This window comes from Tardiphaga sp., assembly GCF_041424195.1.
Taxonomy (GTDB): domain Bacteria; phylum Pseudomonadota; class Alphaproteobacteria; order Rhizobiales; family Xanthobacteraceae; genus Tardiphaga.
On sequence record NZ_JBGMOE010000013.1, the window covers coordinates 23,131 to 45,319 of the forward strand.

Genomic DNA, 22,189 nt, shown 5'->3' on the forward strand with positions numbered 1-22,189 from the left:
CCAATGAAAGCAGCGTTCCTCCCCGATCGAGGTGTGGTGAAGATCGCAGGCGACGACGCCCGCGGTTTCCTCAACAACCTCGTGACCTCCGAGATCGAGGTGCTGACACCCGGCACCGCACGGTTCGCCGCGCTGCTGACGCCGCAGGGCAAGATCATCGCTGACTTTCTAGTCACCGAAGTGCCAAGCGGCCATGGCGGCGGGCTGCTGATCGATTGCCCGCGCGAGCTCGCACAACCGCTAGCCACCAAGCTCGGTTTCTACAAATTGCGCGCCAAAGTGAGTGTGGAAAACCTCTCCGACGCGCTCGGCGTGCTGGCGGTGTGGGACGGCGAGCCCGGGATGAAGCCGGACCTCGCCTTTACCGATCCGCGCAATGCCGCGCTCGGTTACCGCATCCTCGTCCCGGCGGATCTCGCCGCGAAGACGGCGGCGCTGGTTGGGGCCGAACTGGTCGACATTGCCGAATATGAGGCGCATCGGATCACACTCGGCGTGCCGCGCGGCGGCGCCGACTTCGCCTATGGCGATGCGTTCCCGCATGAAGCCAATATGGACAAGCTCGCCGGCATCGATTTCGACAAGGGCTGCTATATCGGTCAGGAAGTCGTCTCCCGCATGCAGCATCGCGGCACTGCGCGTACGCGCATCGTCGGCGTCACACTGGATGGTGTGGCACCGGCCGCCGGCACCGAGATTCGCGCAGCCGACAAGCCGATCGGCACCATGGGCTCGTCTGCCGATGGCCGTGGCCTCGCCATGATCCGCACTGACCGCGCCAGTGATGCGCTCGATGCCGATGCCGCTTTCATGGCCGGCGACATCGCCATTCATCTGGCCGACGCCGCTGCGGTGCGCACGCTGGCCACGAAGAAGAACCCCGCATGAAAAAGATTTCGGCATGAGCAAACCCGCGATCACGCATGTCGACGGCAAGACGCGCTGCCCATGGCCGGGTGAAGACCCGTTCTATATCGCCTATCACGACACCGAATGGGGCGTGCCGGAATACGACGACCGCGCGCTCTATGAAAAGCTGATACTCGATGGCTTCCAGGCAGGATTGTCGTGGATCACGATCCTGCGCAAGCGCGACAATTTCCGCAAAGCGTTCGATGACTTCCAGCCAGAAAAGATCGCGCGCTACAGTGAGAAGAAAGTTCACGCGCTGATGAATGACGCCGGCATCGTGCGCAACCGCGCCAAGATCGAAGGCGCGATCCTCAGCGCCAAGGGCTACCTGAAGATCATGGAAGAAGGCGCCGGCTTCTCGAAATATCTGTGGGACTTCGTTGACGGCAAGCCGCTGGTCAACAATTTCAAGACCCATGGCAGCGTGCCGGCCTCGACGCCGCTATCGGCCAGGATCTCCAAGGACCTGCAGGCGCGCGGATTCAAATTCGTGGGGCCTACCATTGTCTATGCCTTCATGGAGGCCACCGGCATGGTCAACGATCATCTCGTGACCTGCTTCTGCCATGAGGCCTGCATGGGCCTGAAGCGCAAGCCGCGCCTCAAAGCCAAGTAGCGACAAGAAACCAAAGAACAAGAACCGATGGCCAAATCGAAATTCGACCAAAGATTTTCCCGCGACGTTGCCACCCGCGCCTGGCAGCGCATGCTCTCGGGCCGGCGGCTCGATCTGCTCGATCCCTCGCCGCTCGATATCGAAGTGGCAGATATCGCCCACGGGCTCGCGCGTGTGGCGCGCTGGAACGGGCAGACTCACGGCGCACATATTTTCTCGGTAGCTCAGCACACGCTGCTGGTGGAAGCCGTGCTGCGCGAGCAGATGCCGCGCGTCGACGATCGCGTGCGGCTCGCAGCATTGCTTCATGATGCGCCGGAATATGTCATCGGCGACATGATCTCGCCGTTCAAGGCGGTCATCGGCGGCGATTACAAGGTGATCGAGAACCGCCTGCTCGGCGCGATCCACATCCGCTTCGGCCTGCCGCCGGTGCTGGAGCCCGGGATCACCAAGCAGATCAAGGCCGCTGACATGGGCGCTGCCTATCTGGAGGCAACGCGGCTCGCGGGCTTTTCGCAGGCCGAGTCCAAACGACTGTTCGGGCGGGATCCCGGTCTCTCGGAGGCGATGGTGGATGACTATCTGACCCCGTGGTCGGCGAGCAAGGCAGAGAAACGGTTTCTGGCGCGGTTCGAGACGCTGTTGGCGTGAGTGTAGTTTCACCACACACTTGACTGTCATCACCGGCTTGACCGGTGACCCGGCAGACATCGCCGCGGATTTTGCATCGAGAGGTCACGGTATAATTGATCGCCCGCTTTCGCGGGCGATGGCAGTCGGGCCAGTGGCAGCGACGCACCGCTTTTGCTACCATACCCGCAGTCCTATGATGCCGGCGATAAGAAGATCGCGCTAACCCATATGCGGGCGATCATGGGCACACGGCTCGCATTCGGTCGGCGAGTGGCACATTCCCCTTGAGGTCGGAGCCTTCCATGCGCGCATACGTCCTGAAGCGGTACGGCGGTCCTGAAGGTTCGCTGTTGATGGATGTCCAGGCGCCCACGCCAGGGCCACGCGATATTCTCGTTAACGTACGCGCTGCGGGCCTGAACCCGGTGGATTTCAAGATCCGGCAGGGAAAGCTGCGCGCAATCCTGCGGTCAAAGCCTCCATTCGTGCTCGGCAACGAACTCGCGGGTGATGTGATTGCCATCGGCAACCAGGTCAGCCGGTTCCGCGTAGGTGACCGTGTGTTTGCCCGGGTGGCGAAGGATCGTGCCGGCGCATTCGCCGAACAAGCCTGCGTCGACGAGGATCACGCTGCGCATATGCCCGGGATCCTGGATTACACGACCGCGGCTGCCGTCCCGCTTGCGGGACTGACCGCTCTGCAGGCCCTCAGGGATGAGCTCGGCGTCAAACCGGGACAGAAAGTGTTCATCTCGGGCGGCTCCGGAGGCGTCGGCACCTTCGCCATTCAGATCGCCAAATGGCTTGGTGCACATGTGACCACGACAGCTTCGAAGAGGGGTGAAGCACTGGTGCGCTCGGTCGGGTGCGATGAGGTCGTCGATTATACGACCCAGGACATATCCAGCGTAAAGGATAGATTTGATGCTGGATTTGACCTGATTGGCGGCAAGACCCTGGACCAGATGTTCGGAGTCATGAAGCCCGGAACCACGATCGTTTCGGTGGCCGCTCTGCCGGAACCGCAAACCGCGATCAGGGATCTCGGCGGCCGCCCGGCTCTTGCCGCCATCTTCTGGCTAATGAGTTTCAACATCCGGGCCCGGGCGCGACGTGCTGGTGTCCGCTATCGCTATCTCTTCATGCATCCAAGCGGTGGCGATCTCGCTCTGCTTGCTGAGCTCATCGAGCAAGGGAAATTGAAGGTCACCATCGACAGGACCTATCCACTCGCGAGAATTGCTGAAGCTCTGGAGTACGTCGAAAGCGGACGCGTCAAAGGGAAAGTCGTTGTCACGATCCCATGAATTATAGACGGCTCTTTCGCCGGGTTCGCCGGCTTTCGCGGGCGATAATTGTTGAGCCAATCGCAGTGACGCAGTGCTTTCACTGCCGCGTCTGCAGCCGTATAATGCCCGTAACAAAAGGACCACCATGATCCACGTCTGCTCGCTTGCCGATCTGCATCCCACCGTGAAAGACACCGGCGCGAGCCATGTGCTGACGATCATGGCCAATGTCGCGCAGGTACAGCGGCCGCCGTCGATCCTCGAAGCCAATCATCTGCGCGTCTCCGTGGACGATATCACCGAGGTCATGGACGGCTTCATTGCGCCGAACGAGGGCCATGTGATGCAGGTGCTCGACTTCGCCCGCGGCTGGGACCGCGCTTCGCCGATGGTGATCCACTGCTATGCCGGCATCTCCCGTTCGACGGCCAGCGCATTCGCCGCCGCCTGCATGCTCAATCCGGACCGCGACGAGCGCGATATTGCGCTACGCATTCGCGCGGCCTCGCCAATCGCGTCCCCAAACCGCCTGCTTGTGACGCTGGCCGACAAGGCGCTCGGCCGCAACGGCCGCATGGTCCGCGCGCTCGACGAGATGGGCCCGGGCAATCTGACCGTGATCGGCAAGCCGTTCCGCCTCGATCTGGATTAATTCCAGCAATTGCGTGCCAAATACACGCAACGCGTGAACTAAAGTTCTCCACGACAACACATAGAGTGGCCATGTCCCCAGACGTCGTTCCGGGGCATGATTGGCGTGTGCCCTGTTTCCAGAAGGTTTGATAGTCGATGTTCGATGATTTCGGTTTCGTCACGCTGGTGATAGCCATCGTCGCCTTCATCTTCGCGCGCAAAGCGCGCAATGAGGTGAAGGTGCTGCGTGCCCGGCTCGATGCCTTCCAGGCGACGCCGCATGTGGCAACGATGACCGCCACAGCAGCGCCCGTCGTCGCAGCACCCGCACCGGACATCGTTTCCGCACCTGCCCAGTCCGACACATCGGCTGAGGTCATCGGGGCCCCCTCCCCTTCGATCCAGCCGGATGTCCTTTCAGAGGTCCCGCCCGAGCCTGCCGCACCTGCTGAAGTGCCTGCTGCCAGCCCCGGCTTCGAGGAACGCATCGGCACGCGCTGGGTAGTGTGGGTCGGCGGCCTCACGCTGGCGCTCGGCGGCTTCTTCATGGTGCGCTATTCCATCGAGGCCGGCCTGCTCGGCCCCGAAGTGCGCGTGCTGCTCGGCGGACTGTTTGCCCTGGCATTGCTCGCAGTTGGTGAATTTGCCCGCCGCAAGGAAAGCCTCTCATCGATCGCGCCGCTGCCCATCGCCAATATCCCGGCGATCCTCACCGCCGCCGGCACCGCCGTCGCCTTTGCCACCGTCTATGCGGCCTATGCGCTGTATGACTTCCTCGTCCCTGCCACCGCCTTCGTCCTGCTCGGCATCGTCGCCATGTGCACCATGGCCGCGGCGTTGCTGCATGGCCCGGCTCTCGCGGGTCTCGGCATCGCCGCCGCATTCGTCACGCCGATGCTGGTGTCGTCCGGCAAGCCGGATTACTGGGCGCTGTATATCTATCTCGCCATCGTCATGGCAGCGGCCTTCGGCCTCGCGCGTATTCGGTTGTGGCGCTGGCTGGCGCTGACCACCATCACCTTCGCGACGCTTTGGACGCTGCCCGGGCTCGACGCCGGCACACCGGCCCTCGCGCCCCATGCATTCCATGTCCTGGCCGGCTTCGTCCTCGCCTCTTTGCTGGTCGTATGCGGCTTCATGTACGGCCCGCCGGCAGAAGAAGGTCGCATCGAGGGCATCTCGTCGGGCGCGCTCGGTGCGAGCCTGCTCAGCGCGACGCTGGTGGTGCTTTCCAGCTTCCATGCCGACATGGCCATGGTGGGTTTTGCGCTGATCGTCGCCGGCACGCTGTTTGTCGCTTGGTACGCGCAGGCGGCCACCGCGGCCGTTGCCGTGGCCGCGGGCTTCGTTGGCGTTGTGTTTCTGGAATGGGCAATTCAGGGCAATCTCGACATGCTGGTGCTGCCCGGCGGGCCGCTGGCCGGCATCGGCGCCAGCCCGGTGGAAAGCTCGGTGTCGCTGCATCTGGCGTCCGCTGCCATCTTCGCCATCGGCTTCGGCGCACTCGGCTTCCTCGCACAGGGCCGCTCCATCAGTGCCGTCATTCCGGTGATCTGGTCCGGCGCCGCCGTGTTCACGCCGCTGGCGCTATTGATCGCGCTCTATGCCCGCATCGCGCATCTCGATCGATCGGTCCCCTTCTCCATCCTCGCCGTCATCATCGGAGCTGCCTTCGCGGCGGCTACCGAACTGCTCGGCAAGCGCGAACAGCGCCCTGGCCTCGCGATCTCCACAGCACTGTTCGCCACCGGCACGCTTGGCGCGCTGGCGCTGGCTTTGACATTCGCGCTGGAAAAAGGCTGGCTCACCATCGCACTGTCGCTGATGGCGCTGGGCACCGCCTGGATCTCGATGCAGCGGCCGATCCCGTTCCTGCGCTGGCTCGCCGCCATTCTGGCCGGCATCGTCGTCGCCCGCATGGGCTGGGAGCCGCGCGTGGTCGGCGATCTGGTCGGCACCACGCCGATCTTCAACTGGCTGCTGTGGGGCTATGGCGTGCCGGCCGCGTCGTTCTGGACTGCCAGCATACTGATGCGCCGCGGCGGCGATGATGCGCCGCTACGCATGGTGGAATCCGCTGCCATCCTGTTCACGGTACTGCTGGCCTTCATGGAGATCCGCCATCTCGTCAATGGCGGCAACGTCTACCGCTCGTCGTCAGACCTCACGGAAATCGCGCTGCAGGTCTGCGTTGCCCTGGCGATGGCCATCGGGCTGGAGCGACTGCGCGTCCGCAGCGGCAGTATCGTGCACAATGTCAGCGCGGTGCTGCTGACACTCTTCGCGGGCATTGCGACGCTCGGCGGATTGATGTTCCTCACCAATCCCGGCATCTGGTACATCGATGTGGGCGGCGTGGTCATCAATCTGCTGCTGCTCGGCTATGCCCTCCCCGCCGTGCTGGCACTGCTATTGTCCTATACCGTCGCCGAGCGCCGCAAGCCGGCCTATGGCAACACCATTGCCGGCGGCGCGCTGGTGCTAGCGCTGATGTTTGTGACGCTGGAAATCCGCCGCATCTATCACGGTCCGGTTTTCTACAACGCATCGACCACCGACGCAGAACAATACACGCTGTCGATCGCATGGCTCGGCTTCGGCGTGGTGCTCCTCGGGCTCGGCGTTATCTTCAGCTCGCAGCGCGCGCGTCTGGCCTCGGCCATCGTCATCGCGTTGACGGTGCTGAAGGCGTTCCTCATCGACATGTCATCGCTGACCGGTGTCTATCGCGCGCTGTCCTTCATGTGCCTCGGCCTGGTGCTGGTGGCGATTGGCTGGCTGTACCAGCGCATCCTGTTCTCCAGACGCAAGGCGCAGCCACCGAAGGTGGCCCCGGCAGCGGAAACCTGACGTTTCCCGCTTCAATTCCCGCTTGCGCATTCCCTGCGATCGTCAATGATACCGATCGCGGCGATCCCCGGCCTTAAACCGGGGATGGCCGCATAAAAAGCATCCGCGCACCAAGCGCGAGAGCCAAAAAGATCGGGAGCCCATGAACATCCAGGGAAAGATCGCCACAGATTCGTCCGTAAACAACGCGGCCGAACATGTCGATGTCATCGTCGTCGGAGCCGGCATTTCCGGCATCGGCGCCGCCTATCATCTCACCAAGCAAAATCCGGACATGCGGTTTCTCGTTCTGGAAACGCAGGACAGTTTCGGCGGCACGTGGCACACCCATCGCTATCCCGGCATCCGCTCCGACAGCGATCTGCATACGTTCGGCTATCGCTTCAAACCCTGGACCTCGGCGCCCATCGCCACCGCTGCGGAAATCCTTCGCTATATGGGTGACGTGATCGCCGAGAACGGCCTCGGCGCTCATATCCGCTACCGGCACAAGATCCTGTCGGCCAACTGGTCGAATGACGACAAGCTCTGGACGCTCACGGTCATTCGGCACGACACTGGCGAGACGCTGTTCTTCACCACGCGCTTTCTCTGGATGTGCCAGGGCTATTACAACCACAATCAGGGCTACACGCCGCAATGGCCGGACATGGACCGGTTCAAGGGTCGCATGGTGCATCCGCAGACCTGGCCGGAGGATCTCGACCTCACTGGCAAGAAGGTGGTGGTGATCGGCTCCGGCGCCACCGCAGCAACCTTGGTACCCGCCATCGCCGACAAGTGCGCGGCGGTGACTATGCTACAGCGGTCACCGACCTTCTTCATCACCGGCCGCAATGCCAATGCGCTGGCGGAGACGCTACGCGAACTCGAGGTCGACGAGGAATGGGTCCATGAGATCGTCCGCCGAAAGATCCTGTTCGATCAGCAGGCTTTCACCAAGCGCACCAATAGCGAACCCGACGTCGTGAAGGAGGAATTGCTGAAGGGCGTGCAGGCCTATCTCGGCAAGGACTACGACATCGCCACGCATTTCACGCCGCGTTATCGGCCTTGGCGCCAGCGCATCGCCTTCATCCCCGATGGTGACCTGTTCCAGAGCATCAAGGCCGGCAAGGCCACCGTCGTCACCGACGAAATCGACACCTTTACGGAGCACGGCATCACGCTGAAGTCCGGCAAGACGATCGACGCCGACGTGGTCGTCACCGCCACTGGCTTCGACCTCAATGTGCTCGGCGATATCGCTTTCTCCATCGACCATGCGCCGCTGAATTTCTCGGATACCGTGACCTATCGCGGGATGATGTTCACCGGTGTGCCCAATATGGTTTGGATATTCGGCTATCTGCGCGCCAGCTGGACACTGCGCGTCGACCTCGTCGCCGATTTCGTCTGCGGCTTGCTGAAACATATGGACGAGACTGGTGCCACGACAGTGACACCGACGCTTCGGCCGGAAGACAGCGACATGCCGCTGCTGCCCTGGATCGATCCCGAGGACTTCAACCCGGGCTATATCATGCGCGGCATGCACCTGTTGCCGAAACGCGGCGACAAACAGGAGTGGCAACACAACCAGAACTACTGGAGCGACAAGGACGTGTTTCCAGCCATCGATTACAATGATCCGATCTTCACATACGAATAGCTCGAATGCGGGCAGCACCGCCCGCTTTTGTTCCTGCTTGCCCGAATTTGATTGGCAATCACGAAACCGTTTGAGGGCTCTGTCGTTACTGCAGGTTGGTCATTCGTCGCCTATGTTGGGACGCTGAGCAGACAGCATCATCGCCCCGCTTCCCCGGCGGGGAACCATTCTCGGATATCGGAGCCCCCACATGTCGAAGACAGTCGCTGACGATCTGGTTCGCGTGCTTGAACAGGTGGGGGTGAAACAGATCTTCGGGCTGATCGCCGACTCGCTCAATCCGCTGGCGGATTCTGTCCGGCGCAGCAGCATCGAATGGGTCGGCGTGCGCCATGAGGAAGGTGCAGCACTGGCTGCGGCGGGACAGGCCAAGCTCACCGGCCGGCTCGGCGTCTGTGCCGGCTCCACCGGGCCCGGCAGCACGCATCTGGTGGCAGGGCTCTATGAGGCTGCGCGCGACCACGCGCCTGTGCTGGCCCTCTCGGGCGAAATGGCGCGGGCAATGAAGGGCGTCGATTTCTTCCAGACTACCGAGCCAGATTTGCTGTTTCGCGACGTTTCGCTCTACACCCAAACGATCACCACCGCGGCGCAAGCGCCCGGCGTGATCCACCAGGCGATTTCCGCAGCCTATGCAGGTCCCGGCGTCGCACATCTGACGCTGCCGGTAGACGTGCTCTCATCCAAGGCCGAAGGCGCGACCGCGAGCATCGCCACGCTACAACCGCGCGGCGAGATTCTGCCGAATGACGCCGCCGTGCAGGAAGCGGCGCGCCGCATCGACGCCGCAGCCAGCATCGTCATCATGTGCGGCCACGGCGCGCTCGGCACCGGCGACCTGTTGCGCGCACTGAGCGACAAGCTGAAAGCGCCGCTGGTGCATTCGGTGCGCGGCAAGGAAATCATGGCGTTCGAAGACCCACGCTGGATGGGCGGGCTCGGCATGATCGGCACGAAGGCCGTCTACAATGCCGTGCATGATTGCGACCTGCTGGTGATGGTCGGCACCGACTATCCCTATTCGAACTTCCTGCCGAAGAAGGGCAACGTGATCCAGATCGACATACGCGCCGAAGCATTGGGTCGGCGCACGCCGACGTCGCTCGGCGTGATCGGCTCGGCGCGGCCGGCGCTGAAGATGCTGCTGGACAAGGTGCAGACCAAGACCGACGGCAAGTTCTTCGAGACGACCAGCCACGCCCGCAAGAAGTGGGACGAGATGCTCGACAAGCAGGCCGATCCTGCCCGCAGCAAGGACAAGATCCACCCACAGGCCGTCGCGCGCGTCGTCAGCGATCTGGCACGGCCCGATGCGATCTTCGTGTTCGACACGGGTCTGAACACGCTGTGGTCGGCCAACTGGATCCGCCAGAACGGTACCCAGCGCATCATCGGCTCGTTTAATAATGCCGCGGTCGGCACCTCCGTCGGCCAGGGCAACGGCGTGCAGATTCTCGATCGCAGCAAGCAAGTGATCGTGCTCACCGGCGACGGCGGCTTCAACATGCTGATGGGCGAATTCATGACCGCCGTGCAGCACAAGCTGCCCATCAAGGTCATCGTCTATAACAACTCTGCCCTCGGCCTGATCACGCTGGAAGCCGAAAGCATCGGCCTCGCTCCCTTCCGCGAGGCCATCGAATTCCCCAATCCCGATTTCGCCGCACTGGCGCGGGCCTGCGGTGCACAGGGCTTTACGGCCAAGCAGCCCGGCGATCTGAAGAAGGCCATCGCCGACGCGCTCGCCTGCGACGGCCCTGCCATTGTCGATTGCGTGGTGGCGGCCGACGAGATCCCCAACCTGCCGCATGTAGACGCCGCCATGGTCGGCAATTACGCGCTGGCGAAGATCAAGGAAGCGGTGATGGCCGTCACGGGTTGAGCCGCGAACTGTTCGCCAAAACTGCACTTCGGCACGCCAGAATAATTCCAGCCTGCCCAAAGCCGGGGCAAAACACTTCAAACCTCAAGCAGTCCGCAGAAGGAATTTCCAACACTGGATCCCGCCGTGATCGAGTCCGCCGCCAAGCGTATGCTGGCCGACGGCGTCTATCCGGACAGCGTCGATATTGCTGCACCTTCGCTGAAAATCTCCATGGACACCCAGATCGCGCTCGGTAATCTCGCGGCCCAGCCCGACTATGACAAATTTGTCGTGAAGAAATACATCGAGCCCGCATTAGCGATGAAGTAAGCTGGTACGATACCAATGGCCTCCCTCCCCCCAGCGGTGTCGGCGCGCAATGAGGAGGGACAGAAACGACAGCGACATTCAGGGACGACATGACCAATACTATTACTTCCGGCGCCGGCGTCCTCGAACTCCTCCGCCTCTTCAAGGGCAACACTTCTGCGGCAGACCATTATGCGTCCGAGCGCCTCGCACAGGCCAAAACTGCCGAGCCCATACTGAAGGCCTTCGAGGTCCTCCCCACCGATACCATACGCAAACCGGGGCCACTCTCCGGCATTCCCGTCGCCATCAAGGACATCATCGCCACCACCGACATGCCGACCACCAACGGCTCGGCCGTCTATGCCGATCATGTGCCATCGGCCGATGCCTGGGTGGTCGAACGGCTGCGCAATCTCGGCGCCACCATCTTCGGCAAGACCGTCTCCACCGAATTCGCCTGGCGGCATCCTGGCCCGACCACCAATCCATGGAACAGCAAGCACACACCGGGCGGCTCGTCTTCCGGCTCCGCGGCGTCCGTGGCCGCCGGCATCGTGCCACTGGCGCTGGGAACGCAGACATTGGGCTCGATCATCCGTCCAGCCGCCTTCAACGGCGTCGTCGGCTTCAAGCCGAGCTTCGGCGCGATCCCGCGCAGCGGCGCGCATCATCTCAGCCAGTCGCTCGATCACATTGGCTTCTTCGCGCGCAAGGTCGACGACGTGGCCTATGCGCTGTCGCTGATTGCCGGCACCAGTGACAGTGACCCGCATGGCGCGCCCGTACCCGCCTTCGAGATCTCTGTCGAACGCGGCGCGCTACCGCTGCCGTCGCCGCGTCTGGCGATCGTGCGCTTCGCCAAATTCGCCAAGGCGGAGAGCGAGCAGCAGCAGGTGTTCGAAGCTTCCGTCGCACGACTGCGCAGCGCGGGTGCCGTTATCGAAGAACTGGAACTCCCCGAACTGGATCGCAGCAACTGGGATGCGATCAACACCATCCTGGCCGCTGAAGGCGCGGTGATCTTCGGCGATCTTGTCGCGCGCTATCCCGACAAGACCAGTGATCATCTGAAGAAGCTGGTGGAGACCGGCAGCGCCATCAGCGCGGCCGCCTATCTCAAGGCCAAGGCGCTGCAGACAAAGCTGCGTGCGGATTTCACCGAGCAGATGACGAACTACGACGCCGTGCTGACACTGCCGGCCTATGGCGAAGCGCCGGAAGGGCTGAGCTATACCGGCGACGCTGAATATTGCGCGCCATGGACGCTGATTGGCGTGCCCGCGCTATCGTTGCCGGTCGGCTTCGGCAGGAACCATCTGCCGCTCGGCCTGCAGGTGGTTGGAACCTATTTGAACGACCTGCGCACACTGCGTGTTGCAAAATGGATCGAGAGCGCGCTGGCATTTTCGCCGGGATTGCCCGAGATCAAATAGCGAGAAGCCCTCGTCCGATCTCGGGCGAGGGCCTCAGCTCGATGTTTACTTCTTCACGGCACCGTCAGGATGCGTGGGATCGACCCACAGCACCGTCTCCGGCTTCTCCACCGGCTCGATGTCGATATTGATGGCGACCGCTTCGCCGTCGCTGCGCACCAGCACGCATTCCAGCACTTCGTCGGCACTGGCATTGATCTCCTGATGCGGCACGTAAGGCGGCACGAAGATGAAATCGCCGGGGCCGGCTTCCGCGGTAAACTGCAGGCGATCGCCCCAGCGCATCCGCGCCTTGCCCTTCACCACATAGATGACGCTTTCGAGATGGCCGTGATGATGCGCGCCGGTCTTGGCATCCGGCTGGATCGACACGGTGCCGGCCCACAGCTTCTGCGCACCGACGCGGGCGAAATTGATGGCCGCCGCACGGTCCATGCCTTTGGTCGAAGGCACGTTGGTATCGAGATTGTCGGCCGGAATGACGCGAATGCCGTCGTGCTTCCAGCGATCCGGATCATGATCGTGGGAATGATCATGCGCGTGATCGTGCGGATGAGTGTGATCGTGGCCGTGACCGGACATTTCAATGCCTTCTTGGGTTCCGAAGAAATGCTGCCACCGCATGCGGCATCACGCCTCCGGGAGTGAGGAACATTCAATTGAGCTGGCAATTGTCCTTGCGAAGCTCAAGCAGCGCATATCGAGAATGGTCTCGGAACCGCGCCTGCTGAATGACAGGAGTATCTTATGGGTGCCACCGCAGACAAGATCAAGGGAACCGCGAACGAAGCTATCGGCAAGGCCAAGCAGGGCGTCGGTGAAGCCGTCGGCTCCGACCGCCTGCAGGGTGAGGGTCTTATCCAGGAAGGCAAGGGCCATGCGCAGAAGGCCGTGGGCGATGCCAAACAGGCCGCCAAGGATGCCGCTGACAAGGCCTCGGACTTCGCGAACCGCAAACTTTAAGCAATTCCAACCGGCGGAGTTTTGACTCCTCCGTCGGTCGCAGGTGACGCTGCAAAAGAGCCGGTCCCGTAAGGGGCCGGTTTTTTGCTTTACGGCAGATCGTTCCGCTGTCCTGAATCCGTCATGACCTAGGTCAATACCCCGGCACGGGCGCCCGGTGAGCTGCAGCCGGACTGCGACGATATTCCCGGTCTTCCCCCTCGCCGGTCCGGCTGGTAAACCCCCGCCATGTTCAAGGTCGCCGCCCTTTACCAATTCGCCGCGCTGCCGGATTTCCGCGTATTGCGCGAGCCGCTGCGCGCATACTGCGCCAATCTCGGGATCAAAGGCTCGATCCTGCTGGCCGAGGAAGGCATCAACGGCACCGTGGCCGGGACCGATGCCGCCATCGATGCGCTGGTGCGCGAGCTCGAGACCGGCGTGATGTTCAGCGACCGGCTGAACCATCTCGAGCTGAAATTCTCCCGCGCCAGCCTGATGCCGTTCCTCCACATGAAGGTGCGGCTGAAGAAGGAGATCGTCACCCTCGGCGATCCCCAGACCGATCCGACCAAGACGGTTGGCACCTATGTGGACGCCGCCGACTGGAACGATCTGATCACCGACGAGAACACGCTGGTGCTCGATACGCGCAATGCGTTCGAAGTGGCGATGGGCACCTTCGAGGGCGCGGTCGATCCGGACATCGCGAGCTTCGGCCAGTTCAAGGATTTCGTCGCGCGCACGCTCGATCCTGCCAAGCACAAGAAAATCGCAATGTTCTGCACCGGAGGCATCCGCTGCGAGAAGGCGAGTTCCTATCTGCTGTCGCGCGGCTTTGCCGACGTCTATCACCTCAAAGGCGGCATCCTGAAATATCTCGAGGAGATTCCCGAAGCCGAGAGCCGCTGGCGCGGCGAGTGCTTCGTGTTCGACCAGCGCGTTGCGCTCGGTCATGGCCTTGTCGAGAGCCAGTCGATCAAGCCGGACCTGCCGATCAATTCGGAAGACTTTGCGATGTTACGTGAGAGCGCATCCGATGAGTGAGACGGCAAAGGATATAGCAAGCTTGCGCGAACGCATTGACGCACTCGAAACCCGCGTCGCATTTCAGGACGACACGATCGAGACGCTGAACGAAACCATCACGGCGCAGTGGAAGCAGATCGACGCGCTGACACGCCAGGTCGCAGGACTCGGCGAGCGGTTGCAGGAAGCCGAAAGCAACTCCGGCGCGCCGCGGAACGAGCCGCCGCCGCATTATTGAGGCAGCTTGCTTTCTTTCCCTTCTCCCTTTGTGGGAGAAGGTGGCGCGGCCGCAGGCCGTGCGGGATGAAGGGTAATACCACGCTCCTCGTTTGCGACCCCCTCACCCGTCTCGACCGCTACGCGGTCGATCCACCCTCTCTCCCACTGCGCGAAGCTTTGTTGCGCTGGGGGGAGGAGAAGACAAGCAAGCCTAAGCCGACAGATCCGGCGCCAGCTTGCGATCGCGCAGCTCCCGCTTCAGCACCTTGCCGATGGCACTGCGCGGCAGCACGTCGGCGAGCACGACATCGTTGAGACGCTGGAATTTTCCGACGCGTTCATTGGTCCAGGCTTTTAGCGATGCTGCATCGCTCGCAGCACCGGCTTTCAGCACCACGAAAGCCACCGGCGTCTCGCCCCATTCTTCCGACGGCATCGCAACCACAGCAGCCTCGACCACATCCTCATGCCCACCGAGCACCAGTTCGAGATCGCTCGGATAGATATTGAAGCCGCCGGAGATGATCATGTCCTTCTTGCGGTCCATCAATGTAAGGAAACCATCCTCATCGAAACGCCCGACATCGCCGGTGCGGACATAGCGTTTGCCTGAGGCATCGTGCCAGAATGTCTCGGCGGTCTTGCCGGGCTGATTGAGATAGCCCTGCATGATGGTCGGGGAATGCCCGATCACTTCGCCGATCTCACCCTGTGCGACAAAATTACCGTCCTCGTCGATCAGACGAATGTCGTGATCGGGCGCCGGCTGGCCGACGGTGTGCAGCTTGGTCGGGTGTTCATGCGCCAGCAACACACAGGTGCCGCCGCCCTCGGTCATCCCGTAATATTCGGTCAACCCGCCCGGCCAGCGCTTCAGCACGTCGGCCTTCAGGGCGCCGCCGAATGGCGCGGAGGTGGAAAACTTCATCACGAAGGACTTGAGATCGAAACTGTCGAAATCCGGAACCGCCATGATGCGGCGATACTGCACCGGCACCAGCATCGCATGGGTCGCGCGATGTTTGGCACTGAGCTCCAGGAATCCCCGCGCGTCGAACTTCTTCATCAGCACCAACGTGCCGCCGCCGGCGAGCGTCGGGTTGAAACAGACCAGCGTGGTGTTGGAATAAAGCGGCGTCGACAGCACGGTGACAGCATCCGGCCCGTAGCCCAGCGGATCAAGCTGCCCATATTGACGCCAACGCATCTGGTAGGTGTGGACGATGCCTTTCGGCGTGCCCGTCGTGCCCGAGGAATAGATGATGTTGAACACCCATTCCGGATTGACCGTTACCGGGGCCGGCTTCGCGCCTTCCGGCGCCAGCCACTGCGCAAACGATTTGCCAGCCTTGCCGCCATCGAGCGCAATGCGCTGGACCGACGGATCGATCGCAGCGTCCGCAAGGGAGGCCGCCGTCGCGTCATCCATGAACAGGATTTTCGCCGCGGCATCCTTCACCATCGCGGCGAAATCTGTCGGCGTCGATGATGGGGCCAATGGCGCCACCGCAATGCCCGCGCGCAATGCCCCCAGGAATGTCGCAGCGTATTCAATCGAGGACAGCGCACAGATCGAAATCGCATCCTGCGGCTTGAGACTACTCGCCTGCAACGATGCAGCCACGCGATCGATCAGGGCATCGAAGGCAGCATAGTCGATCTGGCGTTCGCCGTCGATGACGGCGATCTTCGCAGGCTTCGATCCTGCAGTGTTACGGACGAGTGCATCGAGGGCAATAAAGTCGGGCATGGTCGTTCTTCCCTTTTTGTTATTGGTTTTAGATCTCGCCCTCATCCTGAGGAGCGGCCACTTGGCCGCGTCTCGAAGGACGAGATGAAAATGTTCATGGTTCGAGACGCGCGCCAGGCGGCGCGCTCCTCACCATGAGGTCTGCGTTATCTGTCCAACGCCTCGCCGTTCAGCCACTTCTTGCCGCTGGCATACAGCGCTTCCACTGTAGCGCCGCGCAGGCCCGGCATATCCGGCTTGATCTGGTAGCCGATCTGGCTCTGCAGATAGGCAAGATGGCGATAGCCTTCGGGAAAGCTGGCAAGCAAATCTGCATCGAGCTTCAACGGCGCGCCGGGCACCACGGGATCCATACGGTCCTTCTCGTAGATCGGCTGGCGGAGCACCATGCCCCATCTACCATCGCGCTTTTCGAGGAAATCGTAGAACCGGCCGGTCAGCATCACGTCGACATTGACGTCATGCACCAGCGCGCGCTGGGCGATGGTCATCTTGGTCTGCGATATCGCACGAGTGCCCGCAAGGTCGATCGACTGCGCGCCGAGGAAATGCATGATCGACACGCCCTTGGCCCAGCCGGCCTTGCTCATGGCGATGAACTCATCGGCGGTGCCCTGGGTCCAGGTGGCGACCATGCGGCCATCGTCGAACCAGACGGTGCGGAAGCGTTCCCAGTCGCCGGCGTCGCGCCAGACCACCCAGTTTTCAATGAGATCGCGGATGGCAAGGCGGTCGATAATCTCTATATCCATGGAATATCCAATGTGCGGGGCAGGCGCCGATGCGTGCGTGTTCCGCGATCATATCCGATCAGGCTTCCGCGAAAAGAGCGTTCATGACAAAGCAGACACCCTCCATGCCCGCACCGGTTGCGCCTGTCCATCCGCATTCCTTCACGACCCATGGCATCACCGTCAGCGATGATTACGCCTGGTTGAAGGATGCCAAATGGCAGGAGGTGCTGCGCGACCCCGGCGTGGTGGAGCCGGAAATCCGCACCTATCTGGAGGCCGAGAACGCCTATACCGAAAGCCTGCTCGGCAGCACGGCAGGGCTTCAGACAAAACTCGTGGCGGAAATGCGCGGTCGCATCAAGGAAGACGATTCCAGCGTGCCATCGCCCGACGGGCCCTATGCCTATTTGCGGAAATTCCGCGAGGGCGGCCAGCATGAATTGTTCGGCCGCATGCCGCGGGATGGCGGCGAGGCCATCATCATCCTCGATGGCGACAAGCTCGCGGCCAACCATGAATATTTCAAATTCGGTGGCGCCCGCCACTCGCCGGATCACGCGCTGGAAGCCTGGAGCGCCGACGTCAAGGGCTCGGAATATTTCACCATCCGCGTGCGTGACTGGGCCACGGGCAACGATCTCGACGACGTGGTCGAGGAGACCGACGGCGGCGTGGTCTGGACCCTCGACTGCAAGGCCTTCTTCTATGTGAAGCTCGACGACAATCATCGCCCGATGCAGGTCTGGCTGCACAAGCTCGGTACAAAGCAGGCAGATGACAGACTGATCTTTGAAGAGCGGGATTCCGGCTGGTTCACCCATATTCATGAAAGCGCCAGCGGCCGCTTCTGCGTCATCGCGGGCGGCGATCATGAAACCTCCGAGCAGCAACTGATCGACCTCGCCGCACCCGACGCGCCACCGCACCTCGTGGCCAAGCGCGAAGAAGGTGTGCAGTATTCGCTGGCTGATCGCGGTGACGAGCTGTTCATCCTGACCAATGCCGATGGCGCCATCGACTTCAAGATCATCACCGCACCGCTGACGTCGCCGGAGCGCGCCAACTGGAAAGATCTGATCCCGTATCGCGAAGGAATCTACGTCCTCGATATGGAGCTCACGGCCCATCACATGGTGCGGCTGGAGCGCGCCAATGCGCTGCCGTCGATCGTGATCCGCGATCTCACCACCAGGGACGAACACGCCATCGCCTTCGACGAAGCCGCCTATTCGCTCGACACCATGGGCGGCTACGAATTCGACACGACCAATCTGCGCTTTGCCTATTCTTCGATGACGACGCCATCGGAAGTCTATGACTACGACATGGCGACGCGCGAGCGGACGCTGCGCAAGCGGCAGGAGATTCCTTCGGGCCATAATCCCGCCGACTATGTCACGACCCGCATCATGGCCAAGGCGCACGATGGCGCAGAGGTGCCGGTATCGATCCTGCATCGCAAGGATTTCGCACATGACGGTAGCGCGCCGCTGCTGCTCTATGGCTATGGCTCCTACGGCATGGCGATGCCGGCGTCGTTCTCCGCCAACCGGCTGTCGCTGGTCGATCGCGGCTTCGTCTATGCCATCGCCCATATCCGCGGCGGCGCCGACAAGGGCTGGGGCTGGTATCTCGACGGCAAGCGCGACAAGAAGACGAACTCGTTCGACGATTTCGCCGCCGCCGCGCGCGCGCTGATCGCTGCGAAATACACATCAGAGAAGAAGATCGTCGGCCATGGCGGCAGCGCCGGCGGCATGCTGATGGGCGCGGTCGCCAACCGCTCCGGCGAGCTGTTCTCGGGGATTGTCGCCGAAGTGCCATTCGTCGATGTGCTCAACACCATGCTCGACGACACGCTGCCACTGACGCCCCCGGAATGGCCCGAATGGGGCAATCCGATCGAGAGCGAAGCCGACTTCAAGACGATCCTGTCCTACTCGCCTTACGACAATGTCGCTGCGAAAGACTATCCGAAGATCCTGGCAATGGGTGGCCTCACCGATCCGCGCGTGACCTATTGGGAACCCGCAAAATGGATCGCACGGCTGCGCGCGACGATGACGGGTGGAGGCCCGGTGCTGTTACGCACCAATATGGGCGCCGGCCACGGCGGCGCGTCAGGGCGTTTCAACCGGCTGGATGAAATCGCGATCGTCTATGCGTTTGCGCTGTGGTCGGTGGGGATGGCGGAAAGCTGAGTCGGCCCATTCTTCCTTCTCCCCGCTTGCGGGCAGAAGCTGCCCCGAATGCGCGAAGCGCGTTTGAGGCGGATGAGGGGACTCTCCACAACCATCGAAGCCTATGGAGAATCCCCTCACCCGCCCGGCTTCGCCGAGCGACCTCTCCCGCAAGCGGGCGGGGTTAGGAAAGATTACTCCGCGGGCCGATTGCCCTCGATCAGCGCACCGGCGCCCTTGTTCAGCAGCTCCAGCCCGACCGCGCGCCCCAGCTCACGCGGTCGATCCGCCGGCCCCACGCGTGTCACCTCAATGAACCGCCCGCCGGCTTCATCGAGCACCGAAGCTGTCAGTGACATCTCGCCGCCACTGATCACTGAATAGCCCGCTATCGGCGAGTTGCAGTGGCCGTTCAACACCCACAGCACTTCACGCTCTGCATCGCAGGACAGATGCGCGGCGGGATCGTCGATCAGCGAGAGATAGCGCCGTGTCGCCCAATCACTCGCGGCGCATTCGACTGCAACGATGCCCTGCCCCGCAGCCGGCAGCATGTCCTGCGGCGCGAAATCATGGGCGATACGATTTGCTAGGCCGACGCGCTCCAAACCCGAGCGCGCCATAATCAACGCGTCCGCGGGACCGACCTCACTGCCATCCGGGAACCGTTGCATCTCGCCATTGTCGAGCTTACGGACGCGGGTATCGGCAGCGCCGCGGAAGTGAATCACCTCGATCTCGGGAAACAGTCGCCGGATATAGGCGGCACGGCGCACGGCATTGGTGCCAATCTTGAAACCTTTACCATGCGTGCGCTTCAGTTCAGCGAGCGTTACACCAGCACGCAGCACCAGCGCGTCCGTCGGCGGATCGCGCACCAACGTGGCGCCGATGACGAGGCCCGGCGTGTCCTCATTGCCCGGCATGTCTTTCAGCGAATGCATTGCCGCATGCAGCGTGCCCTTGAGCACGGCCGCGCGAATTTCGCCGACAAAGGCACCGCCCTTGCCGCCATGGCGCAGCAGATTGCTGGTCTGGTCGCGGTCGCCGACCGGCTCGAATTTCACGATCTCGACGGCCAGATCCGGCGCGACCACCGCAAGGCGGCGCGCGATCTCTTCTGTCTGGGCCAGCGCCATGGTGCTTTTGCGCGTTCCGATGCGCATCGATTCAGTCACTCAGGCAAGCTCCATCCGGCGGTCCCGCGCAGGGATGGCGGGCATTCGCGCGAACAATAAAGCCAGCGCGCGCCGGAAACAATGCGCGCACGGGCTTTACAGGAAGCCCTTATGTGCGCACCACCTTGGCCGTAACAACCGGCTTTGGCACGACGAGATTGACCAGCACCGCCACCACGATATTAACGACCAGAGCAATCAGGCCGACATAGACCATCGCCTGGAAGCTCCCCACCGACAGCATGTGCAGCGGCTTGAGGCCGTCCGTCCAGGCCAGATATGTGCCGCCGAACAATCCGACAGCCCAACCGGCCAGCAAGGCCGCCGCGGTGAACCAGCGTGTGAACAGGCCGAAAATCAAGGCCGGCAGCGTCTGCAGGATCCACAGACCTCCAAGGAGCTGCAGATCGAGCGCAAATTGCGTCGGCAGATAGATGATCACAAGGAGTGCACCAACCTTCACCACCAGCGACGCAATCTTGGCCACCGCCGCCTCACCCGCCGAATCGACCTGCGGATTGACATAAGCCTTCCAGAAATTGCGAGTGAAGAGATTGGCAGCGCCGATGCTCATCACTGCCGCCGGCACCAGCGCGCCGATGGCGATGGCCGCGAAGGCGAAGCCCGCAAACCAGCTCGGAAACAGCATCTGGAACAGTGCCGGCACCACGTCGTTATTGCTGGCGAGCTTCAGCTTGGCAGCGTGGCCCATATAGCCGAGCAGCGCCAACAGGCCGAGCATCAGCGTATAGGCCGGTAACAGCACCGCATTCTTGCGGATGGTCGTTGCACTCTTGCTGGCGAAGATACCCGTCAGCGTGTGCGGATACATGAAGGCGGCGAGCGCCGACCCCAATGCCAAGGTGGCGTAAGCGACATACTGGCTCGGCTGCAGCAGGATGCTGCCGGAGCCCTTGGCCTTGAATGCTTCATCGGCGGCGTTGAAGACATTGGCGTAGCCGCCGAGCTTGCCGGGAATGACCGAGATCGCCGCGATGACGGCGATGTAGATCATGATGTCCTTGACGAAAGCTATCAGCGCGGGCGCGCGCAGGCCCGACGAATAGGTATAAAGCGCGAGCACGACAAAGGCCGCGATCAGCGGAAGTTCGCCTTCGAAACCAAGCGCCTTCACGGCCGTGGCCATACCGATCAGTTGCAGCGCGATATAGGGCATGGTGGCGACGACGCCGGTGATCGCGACTACGGCTTCCAACGTGCGCGAACCATAGCGGCCATGCACGACGTCTGCCGCAGTGACATAGCCGTTGTCCTTGGCGACCTGCCACAGCTTCGGCATCACCATGAACACGAAGGGATAGACGATGATCGTATAGGGCAGCGCGAAGAAGCCGTAGGCACCGACCGAATAGACCAGTGCCGGCACGGCGATCACCGTATAGGCGGTGTAGAAATCGCCGCCGACCAGAAACCAGGTGATCCAGGTACCGAACTGGCGGCCACCGAGGCCCCATTCGTCAAGGCTGGCGAGCGTCTTCGGGCGGCGCCAATGCGAGGCGACGAAGCCCATCACGGTGACGAGCGCGAAAAAGAACAAGAAGACGACCAGCGCCGGAATATCGAGCTCAGTCTTCATTGGCGTAAGTCCGGTAAGCGAGCCAGGTCAGAAAGGCGGTCACCGGCACCCAGGCGAGCTGATACCAGTAGAAGAACGGAAAGCCGAACAGCACCGGATCATGAAAGTTGTAAAACGGGACCCAGAGCAGGCCGACGAAGGGGATCAGCAGAAGCCATAAGTAATGGCGGCCCATAGCGGGCTCCTCTCGATAGGTGGGCAGCGCTCGATGCCACAGTTATTTTACAGCGCAGAATTTTGCGCCGCGTAGGTGCGACATTCTGTCATGTAATCGCAGGACTGCCATTCGCAAGGCGGGAACAAGACCTTGGGCGTGCTGCAGTGCAAAACACCCACACATCGCTCCCGGCTCGCGGGATGATGT

20 protein-coding genes are annotated in these 22,189 nt (G+C 62.1%); 14 read left to right on the forward strand and 6 right to left on the reverse strand.

All coding sequences use genetic code 11. The features are described 5' to 3' along the window. The first annotated feature begins 3 nt into the window (after window positions 1-3). The 10 genes from ACEK02_RS01780 (at window position 4) to ACEK02_RS01825 (ending at window position 12,196) form a co-directional block, all read left to right on the forward strand. Window positions 4-888, forward strand: a complete 885-nt coding sequence (locus ACEK02_RS01780; protein ID WP_371420096.1) for a folate-binding protein YgfZ — start codon at window positions 4-6, stop codon at window positions 886-888. 13 nt (window positions 889-901) lie between these two features. Then, window positions 902-1,528 (forward strand): DNA-3-methyladenine glycosylase I, encoded by a 627-nt coding sequence (locus tag ACEK02_RS01785; protein WP_371420097.1) that lies wholly within the window; start codon window positions 902-904, stop codon window positions 1,526-1,528. Between the two features lie 27 nt (window positions 1,529-1,555). Further along, a complete protein-coding gene (locus ACEK02_RS01790) occupies window positions 1,556-2,182 on the forward strand; it encodes a hydrolase (RefSeq protein ID WP_371420098.1) in 627 nt (208 codons plus the stop codon). A 335-nt stretch (window positions 2,183-2,517) separates the two neighbouring features. Beyond that, entirely contained in the window at window positions 2,518-3,471 is a 954-nt protein-coding gene (locus ACEK02_RS01795) for an NADP-dependent oxidoreductase (protein WP_371420209.1), read from the forward strand. Window positions 3,472-3,598: 127 nt separating this feature from the next. Continuing rightward, window positions 3,599-4,105 carry a tyrosine phosphatase family protein gene (locus tag ACEK02_RS01800; protein ID WP_371420099.1) on the forward strand — a complete coding sequence of 169 codons (507 nt, stop codon included), beginning with the start codon at window positions 3,599-3,601 and terminating at the stop codon, window positions 4,103-4,105. Between the two features lie 137 nt (window positions 4,106-4,242). Next, the gene (locus tag ACEK02_RS01805; RefSeq protein ID WP_371420100.1) at window positions 4,243-6,936 is read left to right on the forward strand and encodes a DUF2339 domain-containing protein; all 2,694 of its coding nucleotides are present in this window, start codon (window positions 4,243-4,245) and stop codon (window positions 6,934-6,936) included. A gap of 142 nt (window positions 6,937-7,078) precedes the next feature. Then, on the forward strand, window positions 7,079-8,587 hold the full coding sequence (locus tag ACEK02_RS01810) for a flavin-containing monooxygenase (RefSeq protein WP_371420101.1): 1,509 nt from the start codon (window positions 7,079-7,081) through the stop codon (window positions 8,585-8,587). A gap of 190 nt (window positions 8,588-8,777) precedes the next feature. Further along, window positions 8,778-10,469 (forward strand): thiamine pyrophosphate-dependent enzyme, encoded by a 1,692-nt coding sequence (locus ACEK02_RS01815; RefSeq protein WP_371420102.1) that lies wholly within the window; start codon window positions 8,778-8,780, stop codon window positions 10,467-10,469. A 126-nt stretch (window positions 10,470-10,595) separates the two neighbouring features. After that, the gene (locus ACEK02_RS01820; RefSeq protein ID WP_371420103.1) at window positions 10,596-10,781 is read left to right on the forward strand and encodes a hypothetical protein; all 186 of its coding nucleotides are present in this window, start codon (window positions 10,596-10,598) and stop codon (window positions 10,779-10,781) included. An 89-nt stretch (window positions 10,782-10,870) separates the two neighbouring features. Next, window positions 10,871-12,196 (forward strand): amidase, encoded by a 1,326-nt coding sequence (locus ACEK02_RS01825; protein WP_371420104.1) that lies wholly within the window; start codon window positions 10,871-10,873, stop codon window positions 12,194-12,196. A gap of 45 nt (window positions 12,197-12,241) precedes the next feature. Here the strand turns inward: ACEK02_RS01825 and ACEK02_RS01830 are convergent, their stop codons facing one another. After that, window positions 12,242-12,778 carry a cupin domain-containing protein gene (locus tag ACEK02_RS01830; protein WP_089266238.1) on the reverse strand — a complete coding sequence of 179 codons (537 nt, stop codon included), beginning with the start codon at window positions 12,776-12,778 and terminating at the stop codon, window positions 12,242-12,244. Window positions 12,779-12,943: 165 nt separating this feature from the next. On the opposite strand from ACEK02_RS01830, the gene ACEK02_RS01835 reads away from it, so the two are divergent. The 3 genes from ACEK02_RS01835 (at window position 12,944) to ACEK02_RS01845 (ending at window position 14,405) form a co-directional block, all read left to right on the forward strand. Next, window positions 12,944-13,159 (forward strand): CsbD family protein, encoded by a 216-nt coding sequence (locus ACEK02_RS01835; RefSeq protein WP_371420105.1) that lies wholly within the window; start codon window positions 12,944-12,946, stop codon window positions 13,157-13,159. A gap of 228 nt (window positions 13,160-13,387) precedes the next feature. Further along, complete coding sequence (locus ACEK02_RS01840; protein ID WP_371420106.1) at window positions 13,388-14,185, forward strand: rhodanese-related sulfurtransferase; 798 nt, start codon at window positions 13,388-13,390, stop codon at window positions 14,183-14,185. Further along, window positions 14,178-14,405 (forward strand): SlyX family protein, encoded by a 228-nt coding sequence (locus tag ACEK02_RS01845; protein ID WP_371420107.1) that lies wholly within the window; start codon window positions 14,178-14,180, stop codon window positions 14,403-14,405. The genes ACEK02_RS01840 and ACEK02_RS01845 overlap by 8 nt, the downstream gene beginning before the upstream one ends. Before the next feature lie 192 nt (window positions 14,406-14,597). Here the strand turns inward: ACEK02_RS01845 and ACEK02_RS01850 are convergent, their stop codons facing one another. Together ACEK02_RS01850 and ACEK02_RS01855 are read right to left on the reverse strand one after the other, a co-directional pair. After that, complete coding sequence (locus ACEK02_RS01850; RefSeq protein WP_371420108.1) at window positions 14,598-16,136, reverse strand: AMP-binding protein; 1,539 nt, start codon at window positions 16,134-16,136, stop codon at window positions 14,598-14,600. A gap of 146 nt (window positions 16,137-16,282) precedes the next feature. After that, window positions 16,283-16,888: a nuclear transport factor 2 family protein gene (locus ACEK02_RS01855; RefSeq protein ID WP_371420109.1), complete on the reverse strand. Its 606-nt coding sequence runs from the start codon at window positions 16,886-16,888 to the stop codon at window positions 16,283-16,285. A gap of 83 nt (window positions 16,889-16,971) precedes the next feature. On the opposite strand from ACEK02_RS01855, the gene ACEK02_RS01860 reads away from it, so the two are divergent. Next, window positions 16,972-19,071, forward strand: coding sequence for a S9 family peptidase (locus ACEK02_RS01860; protein WP_371420110.1), 2,100 nt, complete (start codon window positions 16,972-16,974; stop codon window positions 19,069-19,071). 173 nt (window positions 19,072-19,244) lie between these two features. On the opposite strand, the gene hemC is transcribed toward ACEK02_RS01860, so the two are convergent. From hemC to ACEK02_RS01875, 3 genes are all read right to left on the reverse strand, one after another. Beyond that, complete coding sequence (gene hemC / locus ACEK02_RS01865; RefSeq protein ID WP_371420111.1) at window positions 19,245-20,228, reverse strand: hydroxymethylbilane synthase; 984 nt, start codon at window positions 20,226-20,228, stop codon at window positions 19,245-19,247. 109 nt (window positions 20,229-20,337) lie between these two features. Further along, window positions 20,338-21,825 carry a monocarboxylate uptake permease MctP gene (gene mctP / locus ACEK02_RS01870; RefSeq protein ID WP_371420112.1) on the reverse strand — a complete coding sequence of 496 codons (1,488 nt, stop codon included), beginning with the start codon at window positions 21,823-21,825 and terminating at the stop codon, window positions 20,338-20,340. After that, the gene (locus ACEK02_RS01875; protein WP_371420113.1) at window positions 21,815-22,000 is read right to left on the reverse strand and encodes a DUF3311 domain-containing protein; all 186 of its coding nucleotides are present in this window, start codon (window positions 21,998-22,000) and stop codon (window positions 21,815-21,817) included. The genes mctP and ACEK02_RS01875 overlap by 11 nt, the downstream gene beginning before the upstream one ends. Window positions 22,001-22,189: the final 189 nt, after the last annotated feature.